10 protein-coding genes, 6 tRNA genes, 1 rRNA gene and 1 pseudogene (1 of these 18 cut by a window edge) are annotated in these 13,905 nt (G+C 45.2%); 17 read left to right on the top strand and 1 reads right to left on the bottom strand.

Annotated features, from left to right (window positions below):
* From DQQ01_RS03225 to DQQ01_RS03260, 8 genes are all read left to right on the top strand, one after another.
* Positions 1-1,363 (top strand): 23S ribosomal RNA (locus DQQ01_RS03225) (it extends 1,524 nt beyond the left edge of the window).
* Between the two features lie 23 nt (positions 1,364-1,386).
* Positions 1,387-1,578: a hypothetical protein gene (locus DQQ01_RS03230; RefSeq protein WP_111918371.1), complete on the top strand. Its 192-nt coding sequence runs from the start codon at positions 1,387-1,389 to the stop codon at positions 1,576-1,578.
* A 14-nt stretch (positions 1,579-1,592) separates the two neighbouring features.
* Positions 1,593-1,665: transfer RNA gene (locus DQQ01_RS03235), tRNA-Asn, on the top strand.
* 16 nt (positions 1,666-1,681) lie between these two features.
* Positions 1,682-1,753 (top strand) — tRNA-Glu (locus DQQ01_RS03240).
* Positions 1,754-1,783: 30 nt separating this feature from the next.
* Positions 1,784-1,856 (top strand) — tRNA-Thr (locus DQQ01_RS03245).
* Positions 1,857-1,860: 4 nt separating this feature from the next.
* Positions 1,861-1,934 (top strand) — tRNA-Ile (locus DQQ01_RS03250).
* 34 nt (positions 1,935-1,968) lie between these two features.
* Positions 1,969-2,042, top strand: a tRNA-Asp gene (locus tag DQQ01_RS03255).
* A gap of 28 nt (positions 2,043-2,070) precedes the next feature.
* Positions 2,071-2,157 (top strand) — tRNA-Leu (locus DQQ01_RS03260).
* Between the two features lie 180 nt (positions 2,158-2,337).
* On the opposite strand, the gene DQQ01_RS03270 is transcribed toward DQQ01_RS03260, so the two are convergent.
* Entirely contained in the window at positions 2,338-3,528 is a 1,191-nt protein-coding gene (locus DQQ01_RS03270) for an MFS transporter (RefSeq protein WP_111918373.1), read from the bottom strand.
* A 291-nt stretch (positions 3,529-3,819) separates the two neighbouring features.
* Here DQQ01_RS03270 and DQQ01_RS03275 point away from each other — a divergent pair, with 291 nt between their 5' ends.
* The 9 genes and pseudogenes from DQQ01_RS03275 to DQQ01_RS16010 all read left to right on the top strand — a co-directional run bounded on the left by DQQ01_RS03275 (position 3,820) and on the right by DQQ01_RS16010 (position 13,781).
* Positions 3,820-5,115, top strand: coding sequence for an ABC transporter substrate-binding protein (locus DQQ01_RS03275; protein ID WP_111918375.1), 1,296 nt, complete (start codon positions 3,820-3,822; stop codon positions 5,113-5,115).
* Positions 5,116-5,201: 86 nt separating this feature from the next.
* Positions 5,202-6,104, top strand: a complete 903-nt coding sequence (locus DQQ01_RS03280) for a carbohydrate ABC transporter permease (RefSeq protein ID WP_111920810.1) — start codon at positions 5,202-5,204, stop codon at positions 6,102-6,104.
* Positions 6,105-6,119: 15 nt separating this feature from the next.
* Positions 6,120-6,944: a carbohydrate ABC transporter permease gene (locus DQQ01_RS03285; RefSeq protein ID WP_111918377.1), complete on the top strand. Its 825-nt coding sequence runs from the start codon at positions 6,120-6,122 to the stop codon at positions 6,942-6,944.
* A gap of 30 nt (positions 6,945-6,974) precedes the next feature.
* Positions 6,975-8,153: a glycoside hydrolase family 88 protein gene (locus tag DQQ01_RS03290; protein WP_111918379.1), complete on the top strand. Its 1,179-nt coding sequence runs from the start codon at positions 6,975-6,977 to the stop codon at positions 8,151-8,153.
* A 9-nt stretch (positions 8,154-8,162) separates the two neighbouring features.
* Entirely contained in the window at positions 8,163-9,545 is a 1,383-nt protein-coding gene (locus tag DQQ01_RS03295) for a sulfatase family protein (protein WP_199797979.1), read from the top strand.
* A 21-nt stretch (positions 9,546-9,566) separates the two neighbouring features.
* Entirely contained in the window at positions 9,567-11,081 is a 1,515-nt protein-coding gene (locus DQQ01_RS03300; RefSeq protein ID WP_111918381.1) for a sulfatase-like hydrolase/transferase, read from the top strand.
* 1,016 nt (positions 11,082-12,097) lie between these two features.
* Positions 12,098-12,541: pseudogene (locus tag DQQ01_RS16295) on the top strand (sensor histidine kinase); the annotation flags it as partial.
* A 217-nt stretch (positions 12,542-12,758) separates the two neighbouring features.
* Entirely contained in the window at positions 12,759-13,001 is a 243-nt protein-coding gene (locus DQQ01_RS16300) for a sensor histidine kinase (protein WP_242980520.1), read from the top strand.
* A 15-nt stretch (positions 13,002-13,016) separates the two neighbouring features.
* Positions 13,017-13,781, top strand: coding sequence for a response regulator (locus DQQ01_RS16010; protein WP_199797980.1), 765 nt, complete (start codon positions 13,017-13,019; stop codon positions 13,779-13,781).
* The last annotated feature ends 124 nt before the right edge of the window (positions 13,782-13,905 follow it).

A 13,905-nucleotide genomic window follows, 5' to 3' on the forward strand; every position in this document is an offset into this window, starting at 1 on the left:
GTGTGGCAATCTGAAGACGTGAAGCGGACCGAAAAGAAGTAGGGAAGTGTGTGAGCCATGCGTCGAGAAAAGCCGCTATTGTTTATATCGTACCCGTACCGTAAACCGACACAGGTGGATGAGGAGAGAATCCTAAGGCCGGCGGAAGAAGCATTGTTAAGGAACTCGGCAAAATGACCCCGTAACTTCGGGAGAAGGGGTGCCACAGAGATGTGGCCGCAGAGAATAGGCTCAAGCAACTGTTTAGCAAAAACACAGGTCTATGCAAAACCGAAAGGTGAGGTATATGGGCTGACGCCTGCCCGGTGCTGGAAGGTTAAGAGGAGAGGTTAGCGCAAGCGAAGCTTTGAATTTAAGCCCCAGTAAACGGCGGCCGTAACTATAACGGTCCTAAGGTAGCGAAATTCCTTGTCGGGTAAGTTCCGACCCGCACGAAAGGCGTAATGATTTGAGCGCTGTCTCAACAATGCATCCGGTGAAATTGAAATACCAGTGAAGATGCTGGTTACCTGCGCCAGGACGGAAAGACCCCATGGAGCTTTACTCCAGTTTGGTACTGGGACTCGGTATTGCATGTACAGGATAGGTGGGAGGCTGAGAACACATAACGCCAGTTGTGTGGGAGCCGCTGTTGGGATACCACCCTTGCAGTATTGGGTTTCTAACCAGCCGCCGTGAACCGGCGGTGGGACAATGCCAGGCGGGGAGTTTGACTGGGGCGGTCGCCTCCGAAAGGGTATCGGAGGCGCCCAAAGGTTCCCTCAGAATGGTCGGAAACCATTCGAAGAGTGCAAAGGCAGAAGGGAGCTTGACTGCGACACCGACGGGTGGAGCAGGTACGAAAGTAGGGCTTAGTGATCCGGTGGTATTAAGTGGGAATGCCATCGCTCAACGGATAAAAGCTACCCTGGGGATAACAGGCTTATCACTCCCAAGAGTTCACATCGACGGAGTGGTTTGGCACCTCGATGTCGGCTCATCGCATCCTGGGGCTGTAGTAGGTCCCAAGGGTTGGGCTGTTCGCCCATTAAAGCGGTACGCGAGCTGGGTTCAGAACGTCGTGAGACAGTTCGGTCCCTATCCGGCGTGGGCGTAGGATATTTGAGAGGAGCTGCCCTTAGTACGAGAGGACCGGGGTGGACGGACCGCTGGTGTACCGGTTGTTCTGCCAAGAGCATGGCCGGGTAGCCAAGTCTGGAAGGGATAAACGCTGAAGGCATCTAAGCGTGAAGCCCCCCTCAAGATGAGATATCCCATTCGAAAGAAGTAAGACCCCTTGAAGACGACGAGGTAGATAGGACAGAGGTGGAAGTACAGCAATGTATGGAGCTGACTGTTACTAATCGGTCGAGGGCTTGACCTAAAAGCTTAGGAAGCGGCGAAGGTATGACAGGAGTCAGGAGGAATGTTTACATTCCGAGGGACGGAAGTCAGACCGAAGTCATTTGCGAAGCAAAGGACACGAGTAAATGCGGAGCATTTATGAGTGACCGGTTGCTAAGCGGACGATACCGAAACTTAAGCAAAACGGTAAGTTGGAAATGGTTTGGTTTTGTGTATGTGGTTTTGAAGGTATAGTGTGAAAAGAATATTCCTCCTTAGCTCAGTCGGTAGAGCATGCGGCTGTTAACCGCAGTGTCGTTGGTTCGAGTCCAACAGGGGGAGTTTTTTAATATAATATGGCTCCTTGGTCAAGCGGTTAAGACATCGCCCTTTCACGGCGGTAACACGGGTTCGATTCCCGTAGGAGTCATTTGGCTTTTAGCTTAATTTTTAATAAGATGCCGATGTGGCTCAATTGGCAGAGCAGCTGATTTGTAATCAGCAGGTTATCGGTTCGAGTCCGATCATCGGCTTTTTGGACCTTTAGCTCAGTTGGTTAGAGCAACCGGCTCATAACCGGTCGGTCCTGGGTTCGAGTCCCCGAAGGTCCATTTGGTTAAAGGTATCAAATAAAATTACATATATGGCCCAGTGGCTCAGTTGGTTAGAGCGCCGCCCTGTCACGGCGGAGGTCGAGAGTTCGAGTCTCTTCTGGGTCGTTCAAGATGCAAAAGCATTTTGATAAATGCCGCAGTGGCGGAACAGGCAGACGCACAGGACTTAAAATCCTGCGGGACTTATACTCCCGTACCGGTTCGATTCCGGTCTGCGGCATTCATTAGGAGTAAGGAGCTGTCGCACTAGTAATTAGTGCGACAGCTCCTTTTAATATGGCTTTTTTGACTTCAGCCTGATTCATGTCAGGTTTCATAAAGCCTTTTTCCGGAACAAAAGCATTGGTATGTAATAGAACTTTATTTCTGCCACCAGTTTTTTGCTCTGGTGGCAGTTTTCTTAGTATGACAGCTTTTCTTTGCGTTTTCGCATTTTTCGAATATACTTTACTAACAGAAGAATACAAATCAAATCAATTACAACTACTGCGATAATGGACTGCATACCATAGTAAATACCGGCGTTTTCCGCAATTTTACCGATAATAGACGGCATGAGAATAGAGCCGAAGCTGGCAAGGGTCAGAATAAAGCTCCACGCCAGAGAATATTTCTGGATCAGGCTTCCGGAAAAGGAAACTGTGGTTGGGTAAAGCCCTGCCATGCTGAAACCAAAGCCCATAATACCAAGAAGAATGAGCGGTGTAGTGGAACTGAACAGCAGCAGAATTAAGAAGCCTACCAGTCCAAAGCCCATAACAAGCAGCAGCCATTCCTTGTGAATTCTGGTAGAAAGCCATGCAGTCAGAAGACGTCCGGCTAAAATCATAACCCATAAAAGACTGGCAGTTACCTGGGAAAGGGATTCCGGCAGCAGTCCGGTATCTTTGAAGTAAGTGATCATCCAGCCAATTACACCCTGTTCTGCACAGAGATAGAAGAAAAGTGTCAGTGTGCAGAGATAAAACAGAGGCTCTTTAAAAAATCCAAAGTCCGCTTTTCTCTTTGTCTGTTTTCCACTTGCTTCCTTTTTGGAATCAGGAATCAGGAAGTACATAATCCAGCTTAAAATTCCCATGATGAACATAAAGTAGCAGGCATAAATCCAGTTCTTACTGTTTGTCTGTGTCATAGCAATCAAAAGAAGCGGGAAGAGGAAGGCGCCGATAGCAAACATGGCATGCAGACCGTTTAGGAGAGATGCCTTACCAGGAGCCAGTTCGTTAATGGAGGTATTGCAGAAATTACTGGTAGCCCCTCTTGCCATGCCGGTGAGGAAAAAGGCCAGAGCCAGCATAAAGTTATTCTCTGAAAGAATAATCACCAGATAGGACAGGGCAATAAAGAAATTAAAAAAGAGAATACTTTTCTTTCTTCCCCATACCTCTGCTAAAGCGCCGCAGGCAAAACTGGAAATCAGGTTACCCACAGAATGAAGGCTGACAATCATACCGCAGAAGGCATAAGCCAGTCCTCTGGAATCCCGGATATAAGGCAAAAGTGAACCAATAGATAAGGCGAGCATTCCATTTATAATGAAGACGCCATAGCTGCACAGAAATTGTCTGTTTTGATTTTTGTTTTGAAACAATACTAAATTCCCCTCTTTCTATATTATTTATGTAAGTCTGTAAAACAAACAGAATATAGTCTAAAGCAAAAAAACAGTTTCGTCAATGAAAGAATTCCATTTTTACAGAATGAAGAAAAAGTAACAGAATGTGAAAAAAAGGCAAGGTAAATTTTACACAATCTACAGAAAGTAACAGAAATCGGTAAATAATTCATTTTAGAAAAGGGAGCTTTCTGCTAATCTATAAATACAAACAAAGCAGCCCGCAAAGGACGCGGGGAAAATTTAAAGAAAGAAGGAGAGAGGAACATGAAAGCAAGAAAAGCAGTAGCCATGGGACTCATCGCGGCAATGTCAGTGGGAATGCTGGCAGGCTGCGGCGGCGAAAAAAAAGAAGAGGGAAAGGAAACCGCAGACGGAAAACAGAAACTGACTATTTCCACCTGGGACAATGACACATCACCGCAGTTTAAGGCAGCCGTAGAAGTTTTCCAGGAGAAACACCCGGACGTGGAAATCGAGTACATTGACACAGCAGCCAATGAATACAACAATAAGCTGACTGTTATGCTGGCAGGCGGCGACCCGGATCCGGACGTTATTTTTGTAAAGGATATGGGAACACAGTTGAGCATGCAGCAGAAGGGACAGATTGCATGTCTGGACGAGTACATAAAGAAGGATAATCTGGACTTGTCTGTTTACAACGGAACAGCAGAGGATTTGCAGATTGACGGTTCTTCCTATACACTTCCATACCGTTCTGACTGGTATGTGCTGTATTATAATAAGGACTTGTTTGATAAAGCAAATGTTCCTTATCCAGGCAATGATATGACCTGGGACGAATATGAAGAGCTGGCAAGAAAGATGACCTCTGGCGAAGGCAATGATAAGATTTACGGAACACACAACCATAACTGGATGGCTCTGGTATGCAACTGGGCAATTCAGGATGGAAAGAATACACTGGTATCTGATGATTACAGCTTCTTAAAGCCAGCTTATGAGCAGGCGCTGCGTATGCAGGAAGACGGCATTATTCAGGATTATGCAACTATTAAAACAGGTAACCTTCACTACTCCAGTGTTTTTGAACAGCAGCAGTGTGCAATGATGCCAATGGGAACCTGGTTTATTGCAAACCTGATTCAGGCTCAGAACGCAGGAGAGCTTGATTTTAACTGGGGCTTTGCAACCATTCCTCATCCGGAGGGAGTAGAAGCAGGGAACAGTGTGGGTGCGGTAACACCGGTTGCTATTAACGCAAATTCTGATCAGAAAGACCTGGCATGGGAATTCATCAAATGCGCAACAAGCGAAGAAACAGCAGAAAAGCTGGCTGAACAGGGTATTCTTACCGTTATCCAGAACGATGCCATTATGGAAAAAGTAACTTCTGTAAAAGGATTCCCGGAAGGCTGCGAGGAAGCGCTGGAATTAAAGGGAATGGTATTTGACAGACCACTGGATAAAAACATTGAGAAAATTCGTAAGGCAGTAGAAGAAGAACATGACTTGATTATGATTGGCGAAGAAAGTATTGATGACGGACTGAAAAATATGACGGAGCGGGTAAAAGAAATACGAGAAGCCAATCCGTAAGAAGTGGAAAAGTAAGGGGCAGGGTTTTCTGAATGTACATCAAAGACAGACAGAAAGCCCTGTATTACAGAAAAGGAGAAAAGGATATGGCATTGACACCGAAACAAAAACGAGTTGTAAAAAATAATCTGATAGGATATTCCTTTATATTACCAAACTTTATCGGGTATTTCCTGTTTATCTTTGTTCCCGTAGTATTTTCCTTTGTACTCAGCGTAATGAAGTGGAATGGTTCTGCAAATACACCTATGGAATTTGTAGGCTTTGACAATTTTGTAAGACTGATGGGAGATTCTACTTTTAAGATGTCTGTAGGACACACCTTTTACTATGCAATTTTTACTGTACCGCTGACTGTGGCAGCTGCCCTTCTCATCGCGGTTCTGTTAAACAGTAAGATTAAGGGGATTGTGGTTTACCGTACTGCATTTTTCTTTCCATACATTGCTTCTCTGGTTGCCGTGGGCGCAGTATGGAACATGCTCTTTATGAAAGATGTGGGACCCATCAATGAATTTTTAAGAGCCATTGGTATTTCCAATCCTCCGGGCTGGGTGGCTTCCGTAAAATGGGCAATGCCTGCAATCATCATTGTCAGTGTATGGAAATACATGGGTTATTACATGATTGTATATCTGGCGGCTTTGCAGGGAATTTCCAAAGAACTCTATGAGGCAGCAAGTCTTGACGGCGCAACAGGCTGGAAAAAGCTGAGATACATTACCATTCCCATGCTGAAACCAACCACCTTCTTTGTTGTTATCATGCTGACTATTCAGTGCTTCAAGGTATTTGACCTGATTTATATTATGACAGGCGGCGGACCTGGCCGTGCAACCCAGGTTATGGTAAATCATATTTACGATGCAGCGTTTACTAACTTTGAATTTGGCTATGCAAGTGCAAGTGCGATTGTGCTCTTTGCCATTGTACTGGTAATTACGCTGATTCAGTTCAGAGGCGAGAAGAAATTTACGGAATGGATGTAAAAAAGAGGTGACGATATGAAATCAGAAAAAAGAAAAAAGATATTCATTTATATAGGGTTGACGTTTCTGGCAGTGCTTATGGCTGTTCCGTTTTACTGGATGCTGATTTCTTCTGTGAAGCTGAACAAAGATGTATTCAGTATTCCTATGGAGTGGATTCCCAGAAGCTTTCATTTTGAGAATTATCAGGAAATCTGGGAGAAAATTCCCCTTCTTACCTTCTTTAAAAACAGTACAAAGCTGACGGTGATTACCACCATTATCCAGTTGGCAACCAGTTGTTTTGCAGCTTATGGTTTTGCGAAAATGGAGTTCAAGGGAAGAGATTTTCTGTTTCTGGCTTATGTAACCACCATTGCAGTTCCATGGCAGGTATACATGGTACCTCAGTTTACCATGATGTCTAAATTTGGTTTAAACAATACACACATTGGGCTGATTATGCTTCATGCCTTCAGCGCCTTTGGGGTATTCCTTATGAGGCAGTTCTTTTTAAGTGTACCGAAAGAGTTATCTGAGGCGGCGAGAATTGACGGACTTGGGGAATACGGAATCTTTGCAAGAGTGGTGCTGCCTCTTGCAAAGCCGGGTATTGCAACCCTGACAATCTTTACCTTTGTAAATGTATGGAATGATTTTATGGGACCATTGATTTACTTAAACAGCACAGAATTAAAGACCATTCAGCTTGGTATCCGTATGTTTATCTCTCAGTACGCAGCAGATTACGCTCTGATTATGGCAGCATCTGTATGTGCATTGATTCCGGTTGTGATTATCTTTATTGCATGCCAGAAGTTCTTTGTAGAGGGTGTTGCGGCAAGCGGTATCAAAGGCTGATATTTGCAGATTTGAAATGGGAGGACAGGTATGGCACAGACATTTGAAAGCCTGAAAAAGTATCCGGAAACTTCAGAAGAAATGGTTCAAAAGGCAATCCAACAGGCAGCAGAAATTGTAAAGGGAAATCTGGGGGACTTTACAGAGTCCTTCCAGTCCCCGAATACAGAGAACGGGTTTTACTGGCCAACAGAAAATGTGGAATGGACCACAGGTTTCTGGACAGGGGTTGTATGGCTGGCATATGAGCTGACAAAGGACGAGGCATTTCGGAAAACAGGAGAAATTCATGTGGAAAGTTTTTTAAATCGCATCGAGAAAAAAATTGATGTGAATTATCACGACATGGGATTTTTGTATAGCCTTTCCTGCGTTGCGGCTTATAAGCTCTGCGGCAGTGAAAAGGGAAAGAAGGCAGCGATTATGGCTGCGGATCACCTTTTGACAAGATACAGAGAAAAAGGAGAATTTATTCAGGCATGGGGCAATGTGGGGGACCCTAAGGACTATCGGCTGATTATTGATTGCCTGTTAAATCTGCCTCTTCTGTATTGGGCAACAGAGGTTACCGGCAATTCGGAATATGCAGACAAAGCATGCCGCCATATTCATACAGCCATGCAGTGTGTGTTAAGGGAAGACCATTCCACTTATCATACTTATTATATTGACCCGGATACGGGAAAACCTTCTTATGGAGTGACCCACCAGGGAAACCGAAACGGTTCTGCATGGGCAAGAGGCCAGGCATGGGGTGTGTATGGCGTTGCTTTAAGTTACCGTTACCAGCAGAAGCCGGAATATATTCAGATGTTCCGGGATGTGACCGATTATTTTATTGAGCATTTGCCAGAAGACTTGATTCCTTACTGGGATTTTGACTTTGACACAGGAAGCACAGAACCCAGAGATTCCTCTTCCTCTGCCATTGTCATCTGTGGTATTTACGAAATGCTGCCCCATCTGGAAAAGGAAGAGGCAGAGAAATACCGTATGGCAGCAGACAAGATGCTGTGTGCGCTCATAGAAAAATGCGCGGTAAAAGACAAAAAAGAATCCAACGGGCTTTTGCTTCACGGCACTTATGCAAGAAGTTCAGAGGAGAATACCTGTAAGAACAGGGGCGTAGATGAATGTAATACCTGGGGAGATTATTTCTACCTGGAAGCTTTGAGAAGAAGACAGGGAAAATGGAATCCCTATTGGTAAGGAGGTAAAATGGTGAGGAAAAAACCGAATTTATTATATGTTTTTCTGGACCAGTGGAGATATCATGCAATGGAATGCACAGGGGAAGACCCTGTGCATACGCCGCATATGGACACTTTTGCAAAAGAGAGCCTGAATTGTGAGGAGGCAGTCAGTACCTTTCCTCTCTGCTCTCCCCATCGGGCATCTCTTTTAACAGGAAAGTATCCTTTCAGCGTAGGCATGTGGACTAACTGTAAAATCGGACTCAGCGAGGTATTGATGCTGCGTCCCCAGGAAACCTGTATTGGAAATGTATTGAAGGAACAGGGATATCACACCGGATATATCGGAAAATGGCATTTAGATGCATCAGAGCAGAATTTTGAGCAGAATCCCGTTTCCGGGGCAAGGGACTGGGACGCCTACACACCGCCGGGAGAGAGAAGGCAGGGCTTTGATTACTGGCTTTCTTATGGAGCCTGTGACAATCATTTAGACCCCCATTACTGGGCAGATACACCAAAGCAGATAAAGCCGGGCTGCTGGTCTCCGGAATTTGAAACAGATAAAGCACTGGAATATATGGAAAGCCAGAAAGGGGAAAAAGAACCTTTCGCTCTTTTTGTATCTTATAATCCCCCTCATCTTCCCTATGAGTTGGTGCCGGATAAGTATTATAAGCAGTATGAAAATATGCCGGTACATTTCAGGGAAAATGTACCACAGGAGAAGAGAACGCCGGAAATGGAAACCATTACCAGACAGTATTTTGCAGCTGTTACCGGAGTTGATGAGCAGTTCGGCAGAATTCTGCAGTATTTAAAGGACAATCATCTGGAGGAGGATACCCTGGTGGTGCTTTCCGCAGACCACGGAGAAATGCTGGGCTCTCACGGACGTATGAGCAAAAATGTGTGGTATGAGGAATCCATTCACATTCCCCTCTATATACGGCAGAAGGGTCACCTTGCACCGGGAAGGTATCCGGAGCTTTTTGCAAGCCCGGACCACATGCCCACCCTTTTGGGACTTCTGGACATTCCGGTGCCGGATACTTGTCAGGGCTTTAATCATGCCTCATGTATCCGGGGAGAAGGGAGCCAGGCGCCTCAGGATGCATTTCTGTGTTCTTATCCGGGAATGCCGGAAATGGTAGCAGCCTTTGAAAAAAAGGGAATGAACAGTAAGTGCTATGGTTGGAGAGGAATTCGGACACACAGGCATACTTATGTAGTCAATAATGGCTATGCGCCGGATGGGCATCAGGTGCGCCTGCTCTATGACAATGAAAAAGATCCGTACCAGATGCACCCTGTAGTAATCACAGAGCTGAATCAGGATCTGGTAAAGGATTACGAAAAGCGGTTAAAAGAATATCTGGATATGCAACAGGACCCCTTCCTTTTATAAAGCAAGGGAGCAGGAGGAATTATGAGCAGAAAAAAACAGGTTATTTTTATTATGACAGATACCCAGAGAACCGATATGCTGGGCTGTTATGGCAATGAATATATGATAACTCCAAATCTGGACAGGCTGGCAACAGAAGGAATTCGCTATGACAAGGCATATACCACGCAGCCGGTATGCCAGCCTGCCAGAGCAGCGATTTTTACAGGAAGCTATCCCCATTCCTGTGCAGGCTGGTCCAACTGTATGGGACTTTCCGACAATGTACCCAATATTGGGCAGCGGTTAAGCGATGCGGGAATCCACACTGCCTATGTGGGAAAATGGCATCTGGACGGTGGGGATTACTTTGGACTTGGAAGATGCCCCAAGGGCTGGGACAAAGATTACTGGTATGATATGCGCTGCTTCCTGGAGGAGCTGACCCCGGAGGAGAGATACCGCATCCGCCAGATGGAAAGCATTGAGAAATACAATATTACAGAAGATATGACCTATGGACATCGGTGTGCAGACCGGGCTGTGGATTTCATTGAAAAGCACAGGGACGAGGACTATTTCCTGGTGGTTTCCCTGGACGAGCCTCACGGTCCTCACATCTGTCCAAAGAAATATGTGGATTTATATCAGGACTATGAAATTCCGGTAAAAGAAAATATGAAGGATACTCTGGAAGGAAAACCTGAGCATCACAGAATCTGGGCAGGTGAGGAATACTTAAAAGCCTGCAGAGAAGACTTTTCTTTAAAGCCAAAGGAGTTTTTAGGCTGCAATACCTTTGCAGACTATGAAATTGGAAGAGTTATAGATGCTGCCGAAGAGCAGGAGGAGTCACCGATTATTATTTATACCTCCGACCATGGGGATATGATGTATGCTCATTCCCTTACCGGAAAGGGGCCGGCTCTGTACGAGGAAATTGTACATATTCCTCTCATTATCCGGGGGCTGGGCCGGGGTGTGGACACCAATCCTGTTTCTCACATCAATCTGGCACCTACGATTTTTGAACTTTTCGGCGTTCCAATTCCGAAAATGTTTGAGGGAAAGAGTATCTGGCAAGAGGTTTTAAATCCTCAGATACGCTGCAATGACTATGTGTTTATGGAATTTGGAAGATATGAGGTAGACCATGACGGATTCGGAGGCTATCAGCCGCTTCGCGGCGCTTATGACGGCAGATATAAAATGGTGCTGAATCTCATGACCAGCGATGAGCTGTATGATTTGGAGAATGACCCCCAGGAAATGGTAAATCTCATTGGAAACCCGGAATATGATGAAGTGAAGAAACGGCTTCATCAGGCAATTCTGGACAATATGTATGAAACCAGAGATCCATTCAGAGGTTATTACTGGGAGGACAGACCCTGGAATCGGATTACGGAGTTTAAGACCTGGGACAGCCGGCTTATGACAAGACAGAGAGAGAACGAGGAATATGAGCCAAGACAATTGGACTATGGTACAGGACTTCCCATTACCGAGGCAGTACGAAAAAAGGGAGATTCTGACGCGAAATTTGCAAAAAAATAGAAAACAGAACAGAGGACTGGCGCAGAAAGCGGCAGTCCTTTTCGCAATTTACAAAGAGGTTTTTCTTGTGGACAGGAAAAAGAATGGTATAATAGAAAACAGGAACAGGTATTGGCGGGGGATACAGCATGGGAAAAAAGAAAATATGGAAAACACTCCAGGGCAGAATTCTTATCTATAATCTGAGTATTGTGATTCTGGTGGCATTTATCGGGAGCATGGGGACGTATCACAGCTCTTTTAAACGTTCTTTGGAAATGACAGAGCAATCCATGGAGGACAATATAAACGGAATTGCAGAAAATTTTTTTGTGGCTTATGAAGAAATGATGAACATTATTTTAAACTGTACAGGGCGAAGCTCTATGGATTACGGAAGCATGGATTTTGCAGACCAGCCCTCTGCGAAAAAGCAGGCTCTGATAAACAGCACACTTATGAGTGATTACTGTGCCATTTCCGGATACGGCTCATACATTAATAAGCTGATGATTTTGGATAAGAACGGAAATTCCATACAGTCCGGGAGCAGTCCGGGGAGCAAAGATGATGTGAAAAGGCTTTTGGAAACAGACTGGTTTCAAAAGGAAGCAGCAAAGACCGCAGACGAATATTATCTGGAGGTAGTGGATAATCCTTTTTTTCATGGGAAAGGCCAGAAGTTGATTCCTATTGTCCGTCCTTTGGACGTTGCGGGAAGCAACAGCAAGGAGGGCTGGGGCTTTCTGGGATTTTCCACAAAGCTTTTTGAGGAGGAGCTGAAAAGAGCAGACAACAAAGATACCTTGATTGTGACTGTGCAGGATGGAACTGTTATTGCAGATCAGCATGCAGAACAGTTTGAAACAGAGAGCCTGGAAGCTTTGACAGAGCAGCTTCTTACAGCAGGAAAATCCAGTGGAATCAAGAGAAAATCCATTCAGAAAGAGGAATGTCTGGTTGCCTGGTCCAGAAACGCCATGAGTGGAATCCTGGTGTATGAAATTATGCCAATTCGCTTTATCAGAAATCAAAAGATGCTTCTCATCAGTCTGGCATTGCTTTTATTTGCAAGCTGTCTGGTAGTGGGGCTGGGACTTTCTGTGTTGTTTTCCAACCGTCTGAAAAAGCCGGTGGCGCTTTTGATCGAACAGGCGAAGAAAATCGGAAACGGAGATTTTTCCGGGAATCCACAGCTTGAGAGTGAGGACGAGCTGGGGGAAATCGGCAGGGGTATGAACAGGATGAGCAGGAAAATAGCTCAGCTTCTGGAAAAGAGTGTGGAGGACGAGCGGGAGAAGAAAAACCTGGAAATTAAGATGCTTCAGGCACAGATTAATCCCCATTTTCTATATAATACCCTGGATTCAATCCGCTGGATTGCAGTCATACAGAAAAATGCCAGTATTGTAAAAATGGTAACCGCGCTTTCCGGACTTTTAAAAAATATGGCAAAGGGATTTAATGAAAAGGTCACCTTAAGAGAAGAGCTGAAGTTTCTGGAGGATTACATTACCATTGAGAAAATGCGCTACATGGAAATGTTTGATGTGGAAACAGAGGTAGAAGACGAAGCTTTGTATGCGGCAAGGATTATTAAGCTGACCCTGCAGCCTTTGGTGGAAAATGCTATTTTCTCGGGGATTGAGCCGGGAGGAAAGAACGGCAGCATTCATCCGTATCTGGCAGGAGCAGGCGATGCTTTGCATCAGCGTAAAGGACGACGGAGTCGGTATGACAGAAGAGAAAATCCGGGAGATTATGGAAACTCCCCAAAAGCGCAAGGGAGACACCATGAGCGGTATCGGTCTTCCAAATGTAGACCAGAGAATTAAGCTGGTGTACGGTGATGCGTATGGTCTGACTATTTCCAGTCAGGTGGGAGAATATACGGAAATTCTGGTAAAGTTACCCATAGAATATGGCAATGAGAAAAAATAAAAGAGGGGAAAGAACATGTATCGTATTTTGCTTGTGGACGATGAACCGCTGATTCTGGCAGGAATCGCGTCCATGATGGATTGGGAAGCGTATGACTGTGTAATTGCAGATAAGGCCACAAACGGGAACCAGGCATTAATAAAAATGCAGGACCTTCAGCCGGACATTGTGATTACAGACATTAAAATGCCTGCCATGAACGGGCTGGAATTTATGGAAAAGTGCAGGGAGCAGGGCAGTCAGGCAGAATTTATTCTTCTGACCAATCTGGAGGAATTTTCTCTGGCACAAAAGGCGTTGCGCCTGGGAGCTTTGGATTACCTGGTGAAAATTGAAATTACCCCGGAGGTGCTGGGAGAAAGCCTGCAAAAGGCTGTGGAGGTTTGCCGGGAGAAGCAGGAGCAGGAGGAGAGCGCTGCTTTTCAGGAGGTTCTGCAGAAAAATTCAGAAGAAACCACCAGAAGATTTTTTCGGGAGGTTTTGGAAAACAGGAAAGAAGACTGGGATAAAATCAGAGAAAAATGGGTAAAGGAGGCAGAAGGACTGGGACTGGAAAAATTGTATGAAAATCCGGTACTGGTGTGGATTCGCCCCTATTCTAAAGAAAGCCATCTGTTTCAGAAAAAAGAACCGGCAGAACAGAAGGAAACTTATGGAGTATGCAGCCAGTCTGTTAAAGCAGTTTATGGAGAGAATCAGCTCGGTTTACTGTATGTTGGACTGGGAGAGAAAGGGACTTTTGGTTCTCTTTCCATACAAAGAGCTGCCAGACTCCTTTGATACCGTGGGGAAAAAGATTCTCACGATATTTCAGGATTACTTCGGAAGCGAGGCTCTGATAGCAGTCAGCACTCCTGCGGAAAATATATGGGAAGGTGTCTTTCAGGCCTTTTTGCAGGTAAAA

The sequence above is a fragment of the Blautia argi genome, from assembly GCF_003287895.1.
In the GTDB taxonomy this organism is placed as follows: Bacteria; Bacillota; Clostridia; order Lachnospirales; family Lachnospiraceae; genus Blautia; species Blautia argi.

What these genes read in the sequence shown, in the direction of transcription:
- DQQ01_RS03230 (WP_111918371.1), top strand. Translation starts at nt 1,387, where the DNA reads ATGACAGGAGTCAGGAGGAATGTTTACATTCCGAGGGACGGAAGTCAG.
- DQQ01_RS03295 (WP_199797979.1), top strand. Translation starts at nt 8,163, where the DNA reads ATGGTGAGGAAAAAACCGAATTTATTATATGTTTTTCTGGACCAGTGG.
- DQQ01_RS03290 (WP_111918379.1), top strand. Translation starts at nt 6,975, where the DNA reads ATGGCACAGACATTTGAAAGCCTGAAAAAGTATCCGGAAACTTCAGAA.
- DQQ01_RS16300 (WP_242980520.1), top strand. Translation starts at nt 12,759, where the DNA reads ATGCTTTGCATCAGCGTAAAGGACGACGGAGTCGGTATGACAGAAGAG.
- DQQ01_RS03285 (WP_111918377.1), top strand. Translation starts at nt 6,120, where the DNA reads ATGAAATCAGAAAAAAGAAAAAAGATATTCATTTATATAGGGTTGACG.
- DQQ01_RS03300 (WP_111918381.1), top strand. Translation starts at nt 9,567, where the DNA reads ATGAGCAGAAAAAAACAGGTTATTTTTATTATGACAGATACCCAGAGA.
- DQQ01_RS16010 (WP_199797980.1), top strand. Translation starts at nt 13,017, where the DNA reads ATGTATCGTATTTTGCTTGTGGACGATGAACCGCTGATTCTGGCAGGA.
- DQQ01_RS03275 (WP_111918375.1), top strand. Translation starts at nt 3,820, where the DNA reads ATGAAAGCAAGAAAAGCAGTAGCCATGGGACTCATCGCGGCAATGTCA.
- DQQ01_RS03280 (WP_111920810.1), top strand. Translation starts at nt 5,202, where the DNA reads ATGGCATTGACACCGAAACAAAAACGAGTTGTAAAAAATAATCTGATA.